Origin of the sequence: Paenibacillus sp. 7516 (genome assembly GCF_002272715.1) — a bacterium.
Taxonomy (GTDB): Bacteria; Bacillota; Bacilli; order Paenibacillales; family Paenibacillaceae; genus Paenibacillus; species Paenibacillus illinoisensis_A.
The window spans coordinates 504,541-522,711 of record NZ_NPBI01000012.1; the positions used below are offsets into that span (position 1 = coordinate 504,541).

19 protein-coding genes are annotated in these 18,171 nt (G+C 47.0%); all 19 read left to right on the forward strand.

Annotation, left to right across the window (positions count from 1 at the left end):
• Nucleotide 1: 1 nt before the first annotated feature.
• The 19 genes from CHI14_RS13525 to nikC all read left to right on the forward strand — a co-directional run bounded on the left by CHI14_RS13525 (nt 2) and on the right by nikC (nt 18,140).
• Nucleotides 2-460 carry a phage tail tube protein gene (locus CHI14_RS13525; protein WP_095288954.1) on the forward strand — a complete coding sequence of 153 codons (459 nt, stop codon included), beginning with the start codon at nt 2-4 and terminating at the stop codon, nt 458-460.
• Nucleotides 461-684: 224 nt separating this feature from the next.
• Nucleotides 685-1,107: a phage tail assembly chaperone gene (locus CHI14_RS13530; RefSeq protein ID WP_095288955.1), complete on the forward strand. Its 423-nt coding sequence runs from the start codon at nt 685-687 to the stop codon at nt 1,105-1,107.
• A 201-nt stretch (nt 1,108-1,308) separates the two neighbouring features.
• Nucleotides 1,309-3,402 carry a phage tail tape measure protein gene (locus CHI14_RS13535; RefSeq protein WP_095288956.1) on the forward strand — a complete coding sequence of 698 codons (2,094 nt, stop codon included), beginning with the start codon at nt 1,309-1,311 and terminating at the stop codon, nt 3,400-3,402.
• A complete protein-coding gene (locus CHI14_RS13540) occupies nt 3,402-4,097 on the forward strand; it encodes a LysM peptidoglycan-binding domain-containing protein (RefSeq protein ID WP_095288957.1) in 696 nt (231 codons plus the stop codon). The genes CHI14_RS13535 and CHI14_RS13540 overlap by 1 nt, the downstream gene beginning before the upstream one ends.
• 13 nt (nt 4,098-4,110) lie before the next feature.
• Nucleotides 4,111-5,121 carry an XkdQ/YqbQ family protein gene (locus CHI14_RS13545; RefSeq protein ID WP_095288958.1) on the forward strand — a complete coding sequence of 337 codons (1,011 nt, stop codon included), beginning with the start codon at nt 4,111-4,113 and terminating at the stop codon, nt 5,119-5,121.
• Nucleotides 5,122-5,127: 6 nt separating this feature from the next.
• Entirely contained in the window at nt 5,128-5,385 is a 258-nt protein-coding gene (locus CHI14_RS13550) for a DUF2577 family protein (protein WP_249281099.1), read from the forward strand.
• The gene (locus tag CHI14_RS13555) at nt 5,382-5,795 is read left to right on the forward strand and encodes a DUF2634 domain-containing protein (RefSeq protein WP_095288959.1); all 414 of its coding nucleotides are present in this window, start codon (nt 5,382-5,384) and stop codon (nt 5,793-5,795) included. Before CHI14_RS13550 ends, CHI14_RS13555 begins: the two co-directional genes overlap by 4 nt.
• Nucleotides 5,788-6,846, forward strand: a complete 1,059-nt coding sequence (locus tag CHI14_RS13560; protein WP_095288960.1) for a baseplate J/gp47 family protein — start codon at nt 5,788-5,790, stop codon at nt 6,844-6,846. Before CHI14_RS13555 ends, CHI14_RS13560 begins: the two co-directional genes overlap by 8 nt.
• Entirely contained in the window at nt 6,843-7,388 is a 546-nt protein-coding gene (locus CHI14_RS13565) for a putative phage tail protein (RefSeq protein WP_095288961.1), read from the forward strand. Before CHI14_RS13560 ends, CHI14_RS13565 begins: the two co-directional genes overlap by 4 nt.
• On the forward strand, nt 7,389-9,749 hold the full coding sequence (locus CHI14_RS13570) for a hypothetical protein (RefSeq protein WP_095288962.1): 2,361 nt from the start codon (nt 7,389-7,391) through the stop codon (nt 9,747-9,749).
• Nucleotides 9,749-10,357 (forward strand): hypothetical protein, encoded by a 609-nt coding sequence (locus tag CHI14_RS13575; RefSeq protein WP_095288963.1) that lies wholly within the window; start codon nt 9,749-9,751, stop codon nt 10,355-10,357. Before CHI14_RS13570 ends, CHI14_RS13575 begins: the two co-directional genes overlap by 1 nt.
• On the forward strand, nt 10,358-10,780 hold the full coding sequence (locus tag CHI14_RS13580; protein ID WP_095288964.1) for a hypothetical protein: 423 nt from the start codon (nt 10,358-10,360) through the stop codon (nt 10,778-10,780).
• A gap of 33 nt (nt 10,781-10,813) precedes the next feature.
• On the forward strand, nt 10,814-11,266 hold the full coding sequence (locus tag CHI14_RS13585; RefSeq protein WP_095288965.1) for a hypothetical protein: 453 nt from the start codon (nt 10,814-10,816) through the stop codon (nt 11,264-11,266).
• 137 nt (nt 11,267-11,403) lie between these two features.
• Nucleotides 11,404-11,529 carry a CD1375 family protein gene (locus CHI14_RS30650; RefSeq protein WP_283163822.1) on the forward strand — a complete coding sequence of 42 codons (126 nt, stop codon included), beginning with the start codon at nt 11,404-11,406 and terminating at the stop codon, nt 11,527-11,529.
• A 73-nt stretch (nt 11,530-11,602) separates the two neighbouring features.
• On the forward strand, nt 11,603-12,100 hold the full coding sequence (locus CHI14_RS13590) for a phage holin family protein (RefSeq protein WP_095288966.1): 498 nt from the start codon (nt 11,603-11,605) through the stop codon (nt 12,098-12,100).
• Nucleotides 12,101-12,589: 489 nt separating this feature from the next.
• Nucleotides 12,590-13,519 (forward strand): glycoside hydrolase family 25 protein, encoded by a 930-nt coding sequence (locus tag CHI14_RS13595; protein ID WP_095288967.1) that lies wholly within the window; start codon nt 12,590-12,592, stop codon nt 13,517-13,519.
• 842 nt (nt 13,520-14,361) lie between these two features.
• Nucleotides 14,362-16,008, forward strand: coding sequence for an ABC transporter substrate-binding protein (locus tag CHI14_RS13600; protein ID WP_095289126.1), 1,647 nt, complete (start codon nt 14,362-14,364; stop codon nt 16,006-16,008).
• 181 nt (nt 16,009-16,189) lie between these two features.
• A complete protein-coding gene (locus CHI14_RS13605) occupies nt 16,190-17,194 on the forward strand; it encodes an ABC transporter permease (protein WP_095288968.1) in 1,005 nt (334 codons plus the stop codon).
• Between the two features lie 49 nt (nt 17,195-17,243).
• The gene (gene nikC / locus CHI14_RS13610) at nt 17,244-18,140 is read left to right on the forward strand and encodes a nickel transporter permease (RefSeq protein WP_095288969.1); all 897 of its coding nucleotides are present in this window, start codon (nt 17,244-17,246) and stop codon (nt 18,138-18,140) included.
• Nucleotides 18,141-18,171: the final 31 nt, after the last annotated feature.

Consider the following 18,171-nt stretch of genomic DNA (forward strand, 5'->3'; position numbering starts at 1 on the left):
GATGGCATTTTTGAAAGCAAGCGATACGATTTCCGGCCAGGAAGGCCGCGCATATGCAACGATTAACGGACAGACGGAAGAGATGTTCTACGTGAAGACGCTGGAAGCAACGGTGGAGAAACAAAAAGCAGAGGTCAAAACACTGGGCCGTCGCGGCGTTCAGCACAAAGCAACCGGTTGGTCCGGCTCGGGTTCCATGACAATCTTTTATACGACGTCCCGTTTCCGTGAGCTGATGCTCCAGTACATGCAAAATGGTGTGGATACCTATTTCGACATTGAAGTGACCAACGAAGATCCTTCGTCTACCATTGGCAAACAGACGGTGACTCTTAAAGGCGTTAACCTCGACAGTGTGATCATGGCATCCCTGGATACCGAGGCCGAGGCTTTGGAGGAAGAAGTGAGCTTTACCTTTGAAGATGTCGATATGCCTGTATCGTTTAATCTGCCGAATTAATTTTTGAAGTGGCAAATATATTAGCTATAGATCTATAGCGAGTTCAACTTTAGCAGCGGGTCTGCAAAACAAACCTGTTCAGCTTGCCTGTGTTACGGGCTATTTGGCGTGTCCAAATTCGTTTGCAATCTCTCTTCGTTTGAAGAGGGGATTACATTAGTACATTACACATGCTCTTCGCCGCTTCTTGCGGCGGGGGGCCCAATATTGAGGAGGAGCGAACAATGAGTGGATTGAGCATGTTTTTTGCGCAAAATGCAGCGGCGGATACAACAGAGGAGTTTATCGTATCTCCCCGTTTCAAGGATGAGAAGGGTGAACCGGTTGCCTGGAAACTGCGCAGCATGACCGAAGACGAGAATCAGGAATGCCGCAAGGCTGCAACTCGCAAAATCAAAGGCAAGAACGGTGTCTACACACCCGACATTGATGCCAATGATTATATGGCTCGCCTGATGAGCGCCAGCGTGGTGTATCCTGATCTGAAAAATGCAGAGCTCCAGCGTTCATATGGCGTGATGGGGGCGGAATCGCTTTTGCGGAAAATGCTGCTGCCTGGGGAATTTGCTGCACTCGGCGAACAGGTTCAGAAGCTGAATGGCTTCAATCAGGACATGAACGAACTGGTGGATGAAGTAAAAAACTAATTAAAGAGGGCGATTCGGAAGCCAATCTGGCTTATTACGCTCTCCATGAATTGAACATCCTCCCGCATGAGCTGATGGCATTCTCCGCACGAGAGCGGGCGGCGATATACGCTATGATCTTCATTCGGGTGGAGGAAGAGAAGAAAGAGCGGTCCAAGAACCATGCGAGGAAAAAATAACAGGGGAAGGAGGGAGAAACGAATGTCCGAAACAAGGATCGATGTAATCAATCCTCCATCCATGAATAATCTGATCAACAATCTGAATCTGGTCCAGGTAAGAACAACTGAAATATTGAACAATTTTAACCAGATCAACCGCATTAGTCTGAATCAATTTAACCAGACGAACATAACCAACCACTTCAATCAAGTAAACCAGCAGCTGAATGTAACCATTAATTTGATGGAAGAACTGGAGGGTGCCGCTGGTGATACGAGCGATGCTCTAGGAGATAATCTGAACAAGCTCTCCAAATGGCTGCAAATGTTAAAGTCGGCTGGAAGCGTCGTGTTAAAAGCGGCTGCTGAGGAAGAGGACTTCAAGCACCGTTACATGGTTGCTGCTGAGGATCCGGTGCTCGGGGAAGGAATATACAATAAGTTTCGAGATCAAGCCTCTAAAAGCGGCCAAGATGTCAATGATTCACTCAAATCTTCTCTAGGCTTCTTGCCTTTGGCTCAGAACACAGGGCAGGTAGATCAGCTCAATGAGTTGACCCAACGATTGAGCATGTTGTCACCGGATGGTAAAAGCCTATCAGATGCGTCAAAAGCAATTGTTAGTGCCATGAACGGGAAAAACACGGATCTGGCGAATCAATTTAACATTCCGGAAAGTGCTTTAAATGGTGCCGGACTGGATAAGTTTATTCAAACCAAAGACCTGAATGGTTTCATTCAGGGTTTGCAGACGGTTCTTGAAATGCAAGGTTATACCCGACAGGCCTTCGAGACGATGCTTGATTCTCCATTACAGAAATGGACGGCTCTTGTGAACCAGTTCAATGGGATAATGGCCGAAATCGGCACGAAAGCGTTGGAAGCACTATCTCCGGTACTTGATCGGTTAAATGAAGCGATAAGCTCAGGCCAGTTTAGTGGTTTTATTGAATGGGTTAGTGGGGCATTTGCAATCATCGCTCAGGTGATGGCGTTTATTGTGGATGGGTTTGTCAATTTCGCTACAGTTGTGCAAGAAAACTGGGATATCATTGCACCTATTCTGACTGCTATAGCAATGGTGCTGCTTTATAACATGATTGTTTCGCTTGGCATCGTGATCGCGGAGGTATATTCGCTCGCAGCAGCTTGGCTGGTAGCTAATTGGCCTATTTTGCTTGTGATTGCTGCAATTGCAGTGCTCATTTATATTTTGCAATTATGCGGAGTTACAGCTGGAGATATAGTTGGGGTAATTGTCGGTTATTTCTATATGGTGTATGAACACGTGAAATCGATTTTTGCATCTATTCTCAACGTTGTTATGTCGTGGGCTGAATTTTTCGTTAATTTAGTCAGAGATCCTGTCTATGCATTTAAGAAATTATTTGTCGACATGGGGTTAATTGCATTACAGATTCTACTGAATATCACAAAGGGAATCGAAGACTTTGCAGCCGGATTCAAAGATCAGATCAACTGGGTGATTGAGGGGATAAACAAACTGATACCTTACCTGAATAAGATCTTTGGTACAGATTGGGGAGGCATTGAGCTAGTCACAAACTCTAATGTTCATTCCGTTAGTAATAAATTACAAGGCTTGATGAATGATTTGGAAGCAAGTGCACCTGAAAGTCAAAAAGATGTCTTAGATTTGTGGAGGGCGGATGCCTCAGCGGATTATAAAGATGCATTTGATAAGGGTTATGGTAAAGGACATGACTTGGTAGATAAAACAACAAATAAATTCTCCAGTAGTTCAGAAGATTTACCTGGGAATTTTGGCGGCTTTACTCCCAAAACACCTTCCATGCCAACCATTCCAACTGCACCTGCTCCCGCTATGGTCCCCAATAACAACATGAGCAGCATTAACAAAATCAACAATATCGGACAGGTGGACAAAATCGGAGATGTGGATGGCACGGTGGATGTGACCAGTGAAGATCTGAAACTGATGCGTGAGCTTGCAGAGATGCAGGCTATTCAGCGATTCGTCAGTCTAACACCAACCGTTCAGGTCACCACAGGGGATATTAACAGCGGACATGACGTGGACAGTATCATTAGCAAAATCACCGATGGACTGAACAGTCAGATCGTCTCCAGTGCTCAGGGGGTGTACGGTTAATGGAATACTATATCCAGCTCAGCTTCAACAATCGTTCCGAATACATGTATTTCCCGGTGACACCAGAGAGCATTGAGTTTTCGGATGCGGGGGATGGCAGTACGTTTAACGTCAGCGCGCTCGGAGAAATTAACGTGATCAAGTCACCCAAACTGCGGGAGGTCAGTTTTAGCGGCATTTTTCCGGCAGACTACAGCCCGTATCATCTGAATTACGATGCAAGTCATCCAGCAGTACAGAAGGAATATTACCGTGATCCGTATGAATATGTGAAAAAGATAATACGCTGGATGCAGACAGGCAGACCCGTCAGGCTATTCTTTTCCAGTGCGAGGTACACGATTAACATGGCGGTTTCCATTGAGAGCTTCGACTGGAAGGAGTCAGCGGGTACGGTAGGCGATATCCAGTATGATATCAAGCTGAAGCAGTTCATTTTCTATGCCGCCAAAAAAGTAGTGCCACTCAAGGACAATAAGGATACTGATGCTTCGAAAACAAAAACCAAAGCCTCCCGGCCCAATGAAAAAATCCAGGCCAAGACCGTCACACTCAAAGCCGGAGATTCCTTGTGGTCTGTTGCCAAAGCCCATTTGGGAGATGGCTCGCGCTGGAAAGAACTGCAGAAACTGAACGGCATCAAGGATGCACAACTGAAGAAGCTCCCCATTGGACTGGTGATCAAGCTTCCGTGAAAGGAGAGGGAACATGCAGCAGCAGATCAGTTTGGATAACAAACAGGGAAAGTTGAAGGAGCAATTATGGCTGGATGATAAGCTGGGTAACATCTGGGATATTAGTGAGATTGCCGGCGAAATTACCTACAAAACCTCCCGCATTGGCAAGCCGTCCTCTCTGGAATTCACCTTGATCAAGGGGAGCTTATTCCAGAATTCGAAGTTCACATATGAGAATGGATACGTCGTAAAGTATGTCAGTAACGAAGTGGGGATATTTTATGGATATATCTTCTCGGTGGACAGCGGCAAGGACGAAAGTGTCAAAATCAAAGCCTACGACCAGACTCGCTATCTGACCGCGAACCAGACGTACCAGTTCGTTAACGCAACTGCTGCGGATGTGATCAGACGAATTGCAACAGACTTTCAGTTGAAGATGGGTGATCTGATTCAGCCGAAATATGTCATTCCGCGTATGTTATTTGATAACAAGAAGCTGATCGACATGATCTGTGAGGCACTGGACAGGACGCTGATTTATGGCGGCAAAAACTATATCTTTTACGACGACTTCGGCAAGCTTGTGCTTCGGGATGTGGAAGAGATGCCTTACGGCTTTGTTATTGGGGATAACAGTCTGCTGACGGATTACAGCTATACCCGGTCGATTGACGATCAGACGTATAACAAGATCAAGCTGTATCGGGACAACAAGGATACGGGAAAAAGAGAAACCTTCGTCCATCAGGACTCAGGCAGCATCCGTCAATGGGGGCTGCTTTTTTTGTACCAAAAAGCGGACGATGGCCTGAATGAAGGCCAGATCGATGCCATGCTGAAAACCCTGATGACACTGCGTAACCGAGAGACTCAGTCATTGAAAGTGGATGCGCTGGGCGATTTCAAGGTCAGGGCAGGCAGTTATGTCAATATTCAGATTGAAGAACTGAAGATCAATCAATATTTTCTGGTAGACGAATGCACACACAAGGTACAGGGGGGCGTGCACACGATGTCGCTGGATTTGAAGGTGGTGTAACAATTCATGATGCTGGATGTAATTAAAAAGGCGGCAGTAGCCGCCGTAGATGCCAAAGCCCCTGTTCAGGTCATGTACGGAACAGTGACGAGGACAGAGCCCTTGGAGATTACCGTTGAACAACGGCTGACATTGGCGGAACCTTTTCTCATGATGCCGGAATCCGCAGCGAGGAAGAATTGGACTGTGGGTGACCACGTTCTGCTGCTCCGGGTGCAAGGTGGGGACAGTTTTGTTGTGCTGGATCGGCTGGTGAAGACATGATTCCACAAGGAGCACAAATGAGTGCAGAAGAACAGGAAGAACTGGCTGTTGTTCCAAGCCTGACGTATCTGCTGCAGCCTTCTGGGCAGCGAATCGGAAGGCTGCAGCTGGATGGAAAAGAGGCGGTGAAACAAGCCGTGTACAAGGCATTGTCCATTCATCGTTATGAGCATCTGATCTACTCATCAGATTACGGCATGGAATGGTCTTGGGAGGGAATGGCCGGACGATCTATGGTGGAATCCGAATTAGAGCGCTGGATTGTGGAGGCATTGCTACCGGATGATCGCATTTCGAATGTAACGGAGTTTGATTTTGTTCACGAGGCGAATGGGGTACGGGTGTCTTTTACCGTGGAAACCAATTTCGGCTCGTTCAGGGGAGAAACGGAGGTGAACATGAATGTATGAAGAGCAGACGTTTGAGGTCATTTTAGACCGAATGCTGGACAAAGTACCGGATGGAGTGGATAAACGTGAAGGCAGCATTATCTATGATGCGCTTGCACCAGCCGCTGTGGAAATGGCTCAGATGTACATTGAGCTGGATATTAACGTCAATCTGAAATTTGCGGACACAGCTTCGGGAGAGTATTTGGACCGAGCGGTGGCTTGGTCTGGCATTACCCGGAAAGCGGCAACCCAGGCACGCTGGATCGGCAGCTTCAAGGACACCGGGGGTAAACCGGTTGAAGTTCCATTGGGGAGTCGTTTTTCTACAGGGGATCGGGTGTACCTGGCTGTCGAACGAATGGCAGCAGGGCAATATGTGCTGGAATGTGAGGTTGCCGGAGCGGAAGGCAATGAATATACAGGGGCGCTGCTGCCCATCGAATATATTGCCGGACTGACAACAGCGGAACTGACCCAGCTGCTTGTTCCAGGTGAAGATGAGGAAACAGATCAAGCTCTGTATGACCGATATCAGGACAAAGTCTCTCGTCCGGTAACGAGTGCCAATAAATATCAATATGAACTGTGGGCACGGGAGAACTCGGGGGTTGGTAAAGCGAAAGCTTTTCCGCTGTGGGATGGTCCGGGCACGGTAAAAGTGGCACTGTTAAACAATGAGATGCATGCACCCGCCGAGGCGGTGATTCACGCGGTACAGGATTATATCGATCCAACCCGGGATGGGATGGGGGAAGGCGCGGCTCCAATCGGCCCCGTGGTCACGGTGGTGGGGGCAGAAGAAGTACCGATTGATGTGGAGGTGCAGGTCACACTTGCTTCAGGCTCAACGTATGAGGGCGTAAAAACGCTGATTGAAGAGGGTGTTACTGCCTATCTGAAAGAGTTGGCATTTGCCGATCCGCTAGTCCGTTGGACACGAATTGCCAATGTCATTCTGGATATCCCGCCTGTGATCGATTATAGCGATCTGTTGGTGAATGGCGGCATGTCCAATCTGGAGATTGCACCCGGTGCAGTAGCCGTTCTCGGGACGGTGAAGGTGACATGAGTAAAGCTGAGGTGTTGATGTCCCTTTTACCCCCGTTGTATGAAAATGTGTTGGAGATGCAGTTGCTAACGGAGACCGAAGGTGAAGAACTGGAAAAGCTTGCGTCGGGGTTGGAAGGTGTATTGGACCAATTCTATCCGGAGTCTGCAACCTGGGCATTGGAGCGATATGAGCAGGATTTGCAAATTCCAACGAATCCAGCCAAGCCGGAAGAGCAGCGGAGATCCGTTATCATCTCCAAAATGCGAGGAAGCGGCAAAGTCTCAGGTTCGATGCTTAAAAATGTGGCACAGGCGTATGAAAGTGGAGGGATTGATGTATCGGTTGATTCTGGCGAATACCACATCATAATCCGCTTCATAGATACATTGGGTCTGCCGCCAAATTTGGACGATCTCAAGGCTGCGGTTGAAGATATCAAGCCTGCGCATATGACTGTAGAGTACCGTTTGCGGTATTTGACGATCGCAGAAGTAGAGAGCATGACACTGGCCGAGATCGAAGCGACCTGGCAGGATAAATTTTTAGGAGGTGGAGCATAAATGAGTGAGCCGAAAACACCGAATCTCGGGCTAAATAAGATTGACCGCAGCTCGCCATCGACAACCTACTTTGATCTGGATAAGTATCTGGACCAGAACTGGGAGAAGGTTGATAGTTTTGCGGAGCAGGTAGAGGAAAAGTTCGAAGAGACGGCTGCACAGGTTAATGGTATCCAAGAGCGGCTGGATACGGAAAAGCGCAGATCCGTGACGTTGGAGCCAGGATTGCAGATTGTTAATGCGGAACGTGCCTCGGCGTTTAAGCTAGAGGGAATTAAAGGCCGTACGCTGGTGAACTTGTTGGGGCGTGATGGGGGGTTCGAGGATGCTACGAGATGGAACGTTGGATTGGGTACAAGAACTGCCGCGAATAATGTCATAACCGTTACGGGTAACGGAACGGGCTTAAATCCTCAAATCACAAATTATAATCATATTTCAGCCCTAAATCCTAAAGTAGGGGACAAATTATTTTTGCGTGTTCGGGCTACTCACATCGTTGGGACAGCTAAACAATTACAGCTCTACCTGTATTCAAATACCCTCAATAGATTTACAGCTATGAACATTGATAACCCTGTTAATGGAACAACCTATGATATGTATGGAGTCATTACTGTTACTCAGGCTATTGTGGATGGTTGGGACACGACATTTGGATTTAAATTAACTGCGGAATATGCTACTTACGAAGCTTCGAACGAATCACAAGTGCAGTTCTCTAATGCAGCTATCTACAAAGTTTCTGATGAGGATAAGTCCCTGACATCTGGTCAAATGGCTTTAAAGTATCCTTATGTCAACAGTCTCCAACCCGTACGAAATCCGTATGCAATTCGTTATGGAGAAAACTTGTTACCGCCGTTTTATGAGTGGAATCAAATCGGTACTGACGCTAAAATTGTATCTCCTTATCATTTGAGCGTGAATACTGCAAACGCAGGAGGAAGTTATACTATCGTCAAGGTTCCTTGCTTGCCAAACACTACGTATAGAGTAAAAGCAGACGTTATTACAGGTCCACCGGTAGTAATTGCTGTTGAAACTCTCGACGGATCTGAAAATCTTATCTCAACCAAGTACTTCATGGACGGACCATTCCTTACTGAAGCAAATGCAAGCAGCGTTAGAGTTTCGATATATCGAATTGACGCTGGAGTATTGGAAGTTAGGAACCCAACTTTGACTATCGGAAGTGAATCAAGGCCGTTCCAATTGAGTGTAGACGCAATGCTCGCATTGCAAACGGATCTATATGCTGATCCATTAACCGGGGCAAATGCTGACGAAGTATTCGAGAAGGACGGTCAATATTTCAAACTGGCGAAGTGGAAAAAAAGATTGATTGACGGTTCATTGTCTTATCAATTGTTGGCGTCTCTCACAGGAATAAAAGAAGTTTATGTAGCGGGATTAACAGGAGCAAACATTCCCGTACCAGAAGCTATCATGAGTAAGTACGAAGGAGGATTGCTCACACGATTAGAAGCCAGTAAAACGGGGCCAAACTTGTTCGGGATTAATACTGTTACTGGTACTTTATATATCACAATCTCAGCAGCAGACAGCGGGTGGGGAGACTTATATACACCGACACCCGACGAGATTAAGGCGTATTTCATGGGATGGAAGATGTTTTTAGGAAATCAAGGAGACGTAAGCAAGCCGTATAACGGCGAGTCTGCTGGCAAGGCATGGTGTCCTTTAGATTCAATTTATGCGGCAGGAACAGCTGCTACGACTTACGTACTAACAGTTCCTACCAGTCCAATAACTACGTTAACTTATACAAGGTATTCTCCTTGGACGCCGTACCAACTCATATATCAACTTGCAACGCCAACTGTCGAGCCTATCACGTCAGAAGGACAATTGACGTTAATCGAAGGCAATAACCAAATTGAAGTCGGAACGGGTATCATGTTGCGTGAGTATAATTCAACTCCTGAGAATACGAATCCTAATCTAAATGGTCGCCGGGAGATTAACTTTACTCAAGTTTCTTCTTCCTTGCTTAAAACTAAAGCAAGGGATATTCTCGCGATTTATAAAAATGGAGCTCAAGATGATCGATGGGCTATTGGTAGAAACGTGGTCGATTCTCATGGAACAGCAAGAGCGAATCTGGTGAAAGATGCGTTCGATCCGTCAGCCACGTATACGGTAACGTACTTTATGCTGGACACGTCTCCGGTTGCTCCATTCGTCGGATCGGTAGCAGAGAATGAAAAGGCGTTACTTACGGATATGAACGATATCATACGTCAGAACACGGCGGCTGTATCCGTTATTGAAACGGCTGTTAAAGAAGCTGTTCGTAATATGCAAAATAAACGAAACGTTTGGGGGCCAATTGAATAATGGGTAAACAAATTAAATCGTTGGTTCTTGCTAATCCTTCCGCAAACGTATCAAGGACCGCGTATACGGTACCAAGCGGAAAGTATGCGGTCGCTAAGTCAGTAACAATAAGTAATTCCAGCACAACGGACTTAAAGTTTCGCTTGATCATAGGAGGGGCTTATGTCGCTTACGATCACACGTTAAAAGGGAAAGATACGTTAGCGATCAATGACTTGGACATTCCTTTATTGCCAGGAGAAACGATAATAATTATGGCATCATCCGCATCATGCTTCTTTAAAGTGTCTGGGTTTGAAGATGATTATGTATCATCCGAGTATCCGTACTTAAAGGTGAATGCTATCCCAGTTACTGTAGCCGCGTCAATTACAAAAGATTCTGACATGATTATTCGTTCAGTAATAATTTGCAACACAAGCGGGACAACGACAACTTCAATTTTCTTGGATGCACCTTCGACGTTGGTAAATAAAGATATTAAGCCTAATGACTCGTTGCTGCTTTTGAATTTTCAGTACTTCATTTCGAAAAATGAAAACATTGTTCATCGACAATCAAGTACTGGTGGAATGATGACGTTCGTCCTCGAAAAGGTGGGTGATTAAATGCCGTTAATTGATAATTATTTGTTGAACAATTACGCGATTGATGGGCCGAGTAAAGGAATGGTATCCGGGCCAAGCGGCGAATATTCAGTCGGATCAAATGCTACCGTTAGAACGGCGAGTTCAAGTGCCTACGCTAAAATGAAATCAGTACGAGTTAATTATCCTGGGGTTTATAGATTCGAACAAGCTTTTGGATTAGCAGCTCCCGGAAAAGCTCGATTGTATGTGAACGGAGTAGCTCGGGGAAGCATTGTACAATTAACCGTAAATGGGCAAGTGTTCTCCCAGACAGTTACAGTAGAAGCAGGAGACACGATTGAATTGTGGGGTATTTCAGATTCAACCGCGTATACAATTTCAACTCAAGGTAATGCGAATTTATATTCTACGATAGAGCCTGTTACTACATGGATACTGTGACAAAAATCTAATCACCCGAAAGGTAGTGGAAGAATGAACGAACAAGAGCCGAAAAATAAAATCGGTATGAAGGTTTATTACGACTCGCAGTCCGGTAACGTAATCGTTATTACACCAGAGAGCGCCGGGATTGTTGTTGAAACGACAAGAGAACAAGACTTCAAATTGTATAAGGCATTGGATGACAAGGTACCCGCAAGCGTCGGGATGATTCAACTTGAGCACGGGGAGTACTCCTTGGATCGTGCCGAAGGCGGAGTGATTGAAAGAGTTGATCTTGAAACTTTGAAGCCTTTGTTCTCTTATTCCGATCCAATTACACAAGAACCACAAGTGCCGGGCATTTCCTTAAGTGATCAAATTTCCGACTTGACGCAAAAGCTCATTGAAGCGAATGAACGGAATGAACAACTGGCTGAAGAAAGTACACTCAATCAAATCGCGCTCATGGAGCTACATGCTATGATGCAGTTTGATGCCACCTGAAGAAGCGGCACCTACGGAAGAAGCTCCTGCCGAAGATGTCCCAGTGGAACAAGCACCAGAAGAAACGGCAAATGAAGAATAAGCTTGGCAGGCTACTAATCAGATGGGAATTGCACTCATGAGAGGGGGGTGAGACTATGGTGGCAGTATACGTTGCATTGATCCAAAAAGGCGTTATTACTATAGATGCTGTTCCTGCGTCGAGTCAGACGAAGGTAGCCGAAGCTCTTGAAAAAGTAAAACAAAGTGAGAATATCGTTTAACTAGTGTTCCAAATAAGGAGCGCTATTTTTATGCCTTCTGACGAATGTTTACAAAATCAAAGGAGGTGAAACCATGGAAAAATGGGACACCATATGGAAGTCTTTTATCGCTCTGCTAAGCAGCTCAGCAACCTACTTCTTCGGCGGCTGGTCAGGCGTGCTTGGGGTACTGCTCGTATTCGTCATCCTTGATTACCTAACCGGTATCGCAGCGGCGGGGGCGAGTGGCAAGCTCGAAAGCAATGTCGGGATGTTCGGCATCGCGCGAAAGGTATTTATATTTGCAATGGTATCGGTGGCTCATCTGGTGGACGGTGTTCTGGGAGACGGACATTTGTTCAGGGATGCGGTCGCCTTTTTTTATATCGCGAATGAGCTGTTATCCATTATTGAAAATGGGGGCAAACTGGGAGCACCTATTCCGCCTGCGATTAGGCAGGCTATTGAAGTGCTCAAGGGCAAGGGAGGGGACGGGGGGATTCCCGGTAACTATACTCCCCATTCCAGAGAATCTATTGCACCGTCAGATCATAAGGACGTGGATCAACAGATTAGGGATGACACGAAGTAAGGATTCAGCAATTATTCCATTGTGCCCTGTGATAACAGACAGAGCGCTACTGAGTCAAAAGTATTTGGTATGTGCCATTAGCTACAAGTAGTGAAAGAGACGGAATCGATTCTGAAGAAGCGATAGAGGTCGCCTTTGTCTCCGAATTTCAAACCTTTAAGAAAATAAATCAAGAAAATTTGGAGACAACAGCGATCGGAAGAACGATCCGGATCTGGAACGGTCACGTACCGAGCCAGTATGGTTTCCTTAGTGTGTAATAGATACCGAAGTGACATTAATAGAAGTTTATATAGCTCCAATATAGAATACGATGTAGGCTGACTTAAGCACTAACTAACTTTATTTCAATAGCGACAACGACATAACCTCGAGCAATCCGAAAAATTCGCTTTTACCATCAACAAGGGACACGCACACAAGCAATCCCAGGATCCTTGGCATTAACTATATACAAACGGCAATTGCCGCATAAAGGGTGTGAGAAACATGCAAACCAGAACCTCAGGCAACACGCAGGGCATTGACGTCTCCCGCTACCAGGGCAATATTGACTGGGCCAAAGTGAAGGCAAGCGGCATGACGTTTGTGTTCATCAAGGCGACCGAGGGCCAGACGTATACCGATCCGAACTTTCAGAAAAATGTAAGCGGCGCACTGGCGGCAGGCATGCTGGTCGGAACGTATCACTTCTTCCGCGCTACCTCCACGGACGGGGCCAAAGCCGAAGCGGCGCATTATGCGAATACGCTAAATAAGGTCGGAGGCGCGAAGGCGCTGCAGCTGCCACCGGTCATGGACTATGAGAACAACCCGGGTAATCTGAGCAAAGCCCAGATCAACACGGTAGCCAAAGCCTTTTTAACTGAACTGCAGCGACTTACGGGTGTAAAACCAATCATATATACGGGCAATTCATTTGCCAGCAATTTTGAGACTTCGCTTGGTACGTACGATCTGTGGATTGCGCGTTACAGCAGCACACGTGTACCGGATGATCAGCCTGCCTGGAAACGTTGGACGTTCTGGCAGTTTACGGATTCGGGCAAAGTGAATGGAATTAGCGGCAACGTGGACATGAATGAGTTCGAAGGGTCGGCAGCGGAGCTGCGGGTCAGATATGCAGCAGCCACACCGAAGCCGCCTGAACCATCCGAGCCTGTGAAACCGACCGAACCACCGAAAGGGGGCGAACCGATGACAGCCGAAGAGAAAGCAGCGTTTGATGCGCTGAAGGCGCAGGTAGACAAACTGCAGGCGCGTCAGCAGATGGAAGTTCCGGTGTGGGCCAAAGCAGCCGTGGATGCGGCTCTGGCGTATGACCCCAAAAATCCGCTGTTCAGCATCGACAATGGGGCGAGTTATGATTTTTACCGTTTTATTACGGTCATGTATCGGAGAGGTTTATTCAAGAAGTGAGTTAACACAGATCTAATAAAGCTATGATGGGCGTTACCAGAGCGGGATTGAGAGGGGACACATCGGCATTTTCCTGTCGAATGGTGTTCCTTTTTTGTGTTTTATGTAATTAAAATTAACGCGTGAATAAAGTTGAAGACTTATGTCCGCAAAACTCTTGTCTAATTGATGAATGTGATGTAAAGTAAGTTACACGAAATTGTTTTTAACCACTGTTTATTTACATAAAACTCCTCACCATGACAGAGCCTTAACATGACAAGTTATCGTAATGTCTCCCTGTTGTCTAATCCCTGCATCTTCGAACACACACATCATTCATGAAACTCAAAACAACTACCTTCATGTGAAACCACTGACATGCTCCATCCATATCAAAATAACAGATTGTTTAAATGCTGCCCAACCCTCTCAATGGCCAATGCCAAACTTCATGAACAAACAAATGTATCTAGAACGAACGATGCTTTATACCATGTTTTTATACAACTCTTTTGTCATTTTGTCTTCTTTCTAACTCAGTTTAACTTCCATCCAAATAGTAGAATAATGGTGCTAATTGACCTAAGTTTAATTATTGCGCAACTGAGCCGTACTAACCTTTTTTCTAAAAGGTAACCTATTGAATCCACATAATCTTATAATCTGTGCCCGGTCCGCAAAATCTTAAAAAAACCAATAGTACTCCACCTTATCGTAATACGATCACAAATACAGGTATCACAGGCACCTAAAGCCTTTCATTGATACAAGCAAGCACCGAACCAATGGCTATCATTGAAGTTTTTTCACGCCAGTATCACACACATTATGAGACAGGGAAGGGTGTTGTACGTATGCGAATGAGAAAGAAATGGATGTCCGGTTTTGTGACTCTGGCTTTGAGCACCGTCTTGGTGTTGTCCGGCTGCTCCAGCAATGAAGAAACAGGCAATTCACCTGCTCCGGCAGAAGGTACCGATCCCCCAACAGAAACGGCAGCTCAGGATACGATGATTATGGGCCGCGGCGGGGACTCGGTGGCATTGGACCCTGCAATTGTAACAGACGGGGAGTCGCTGAAGATTGGGCACCAGGTCTTCGACTCATTGCTGGATTACAAGGAAGGCGAGACGGAGGTCGTTCCTGGTTTGGCTGAGAGCTGGGAAATTTCGGCGGATGGCCTGAAGTACACGTTTAAGCTGAAGCCCGGTGTGAAGTTCCATGATGGAACAGATTTCAATGCCGATGCTGTTGTGTTTAACTTCAACCGTTGGAGTGATCCGGCGAGTGAGTATAAATTTGAAGGGGATTCCTTCGATTATTACGATTCCATGTTTGGGCCAGAGGATGGCCGTGTCATCAAGGAAGTGAAGGCGATTGACGAGACGACGGTAGAGTTCACGCTGAACCAGCCGCAGGCACCTTTCCTGCAAAATATCGCGATGACCCCATTCGGTATTGCCAGCCCAACAGCGATTCAGGAGAAAAAAGAGAATTTCAAAAGCGAGCCCGTGGGCACAGGCCCATTTGTATTTGTAGAGTGGAAGCGGAACGACTCCATCACCCTGGAGAAAAATCCGAATTATTGGAAAGAGGGCTTACCGAAGCTGAACAAAGTCATTGTTCGTTCGATTCCGGACAACACGGCACGCTTCAATGCCCTGCAAAATGGGGAGATTGATGTCATGGAGGATTTGAACCCGGATGATCTGTCCATTCTCGAAGGTAACAGTGAGCTGCAGAAGATCGAGCGTCCACCGTTCAACGTGGCGTATATCGGCTTTAACTTCAAGAAGAAACCCTTTGACGATGTAAAAGTAAGACAAGCCCTCAACCACGCGGTGAACAAGCAGGGCATTATCGATGCTTTTTTTGCCGGACAGGCTCAGCCTGCCGTGAACCCGATGCCGCCAACCCTATGGGGTTACAACGATGCGATTGAGGATTACCCGTATGATCTGGAAAAAGCAAAAGCATTACTGGCCGAAGCCGGCTTCCCAGACGGATTGCCAGACCCGGTAACGTTCTATGCAATGCCGGTGTCCCGTCCTTACATGCCTGACGGCAAGAAGGTGGCCGAAGCCATTCAGGCTGATTTCGAGAAAATTGGAGTGACCGTTAACATCGAATCGCCGGAGTGGGCGACTTATCTTGATGATGCAAAAGCCGGAGAGAAGGACGACATCTACATGCTCGGCTGGACCGGAGATAACGGCGACCCGGATAACTTCCTGTACACGCTGCTGGATAAAGACGCAATCCCGGGCAACAACCGCAGCTTCTATGTAAACGAAGAGCTGCATGTGCTGCTGACCGATGCGCAGAAAGAAACGGATCAGGACAAACGCGCCGAGCTGTACAAACAGGCTCAAGTCATTATCAAGGAAGATGCACCGTGGATTCCGCTTGTGCACACGACACCTATTCTGGCAGGAAAAGCAAACCTGAAAGGTTTTGTGCCGTCCCCACTGGGCAGCGAATCCTATGCAAATGCTTATTTTGAATAACGGATTTATGTGATCTAAAATCATCATTTTCATCATTTATCGTTACAACTTTCAAAGCGCTGGTAAACACGCAATGCTTGGCAGAATCCACATCTGGTCATAACAATCTAAAGCATTCTTGTCTGCCAGCGCTTTTATAATTGCATGTTGCATTGATACGTCAAAGGCAGGTGAATAGGGATTGAACAGTTATATTGTCAAACGCATACTCGTGCTGCTGCCTGTGCTGCTAGGCATGACCCTGATCGTCTTTTCCATCATTCATGCCATCCCGGGTGACCCGGCGGAGACGATACTTGGGCAAAAGGCAACCGAACAGTCCAAGCAGGCCCTGCGGGACCAGCTCGGACTTGATAAACCGTGGCTCCAGCAGTACTTTGCTTATCTTGGCGATTTGCTCCAAGGAGACTTGGGCACATCCATTCGCACCAAGGTGCCTATTGCCCAGGAAATCGTACCTTACCTGACAGCGACGCTCGAACTAACGATGGCGAGTATGCTATTTGCCGTCATTATTGGTGTTAATGCAGGGATCATCAGTGCATGGAAACATAACTCCTGGTTCGACTACTGCTGCATGGTTATTGCGCTCGTTGGTGTGTCGATGCCAATCTTCTGGCTCGGACTGATGGAACAGTGGCTGTTTGCCAACAAGCTGCACTGGCTGCCCTCCATTGGACGAATGAACGCACGTGATCCCGTCGATGCCATCACCGGTCTCTATGTGCTGGATACGATGATTGCCGGTCGTTGGGACCAGCTATGGACCGTAACCAAACATCTTATCCTGCCCAGTGTTGCACTCGGAACTATTCCGATGGCTGTTATTGCCCGGATGACTCGCTCCAGCATGCTTGAGGTCATGAGTTCGGATTATATCCGAACTGCAAAGGCGAAGGGACTCGGTCCATTTTTTGTCGTATATGGACATGCGCTCAAAAATGCCTTTATTCCGGTTCTGACCGTTATCGGCATCCAAACTGGCTCTTTGCTCGGCGGTGCGGTCCTGACCGAAACGATCTTCGCTTGGCCTGGTGTGGGGCGCTATATATATGAAGCGATTAGTTCGCGGGATTATCCGGTCATTCAGAGTGGCATTCTGATCGTTGCCTTCTTTTTCGTATTGATCAACCTGATTGTCGACTTGCTCTACGCTGTGTTTGATCCACGAATCAGCTATAAGTAGGACTCATTCTTCTTATCTTTCATTCATAGCTAAAGAAGGGAGACGCCGCATGGCCAAATTATCAACCAACACCGGACAATCCATAGAAGCAGCATCGGCACGTGCATCCGGTCCATGGCGGGAAGCCTGGAGGACGTTTCGCCGCAATCGGCTGGCGCTCGCCGGACTGATTATTATTGTGTTTTTCATCCTGCTGGCTTTCCTTGCCCCGTACATTTCTCCTTATGATTACAAGGAACAAGTGCTGACAGATCGGCTTCAGGCTCCTTCGGCAGAGCATTGGTTTGGTACTGACGATCTGGGACGTGACGTATTTTCCCGAGTGCTTCACGGAGCGCGTATCTCCTTGTGGGTGGGTTTTTTCTCGGTGATCGGTTCCATTATTGCGGGAGCATTGCTTGGACTGGTTGCCGGGTTTTATGGAAAATGGGCAGATATGCTCATCTCGCGTCTATTCGATATTCTGCTGGCCTTTCCGGGCATCCTGCTCGCGATTGCCATTGTGGCAATCCTGGGTCCCTCGCTGCAAAATGCATTACTCGCCATAGCCATCGTCAACATTCCGACCTACGGGAGATTGGTGCGTTCGCGTGTACTTAGCTTGAGACAGGAGGAATTCATTACATCTGCCCGCACACTGGGCGCAAATAATATGCGTATTCTGTTTCGCCATATCCTGCCGAACAGCCTTACCCCGCTGATTGTTCAGGGAACATTGGGCATCGGGACAGCGATTATTGAGGCGGCCGCACTGGGGTTCCTCGGCATGGGTGCACAACCGCCTGACCCGGAATGGGGCAAAATGCTCTCAGATTCCCGTCAGTTTCTGCAAAAGGCGCCGTGGACGCTTATCTTTCCCGGCCTTTCCATCATGCTGACCGTCCTTGGATTCAACCTGCTCGGGGATGGCTTGCGTGATACCCTTGATCCGAAGATGGTGAAGTAAATGAAGGAATGCGCTCCAACCTTTCATTGAC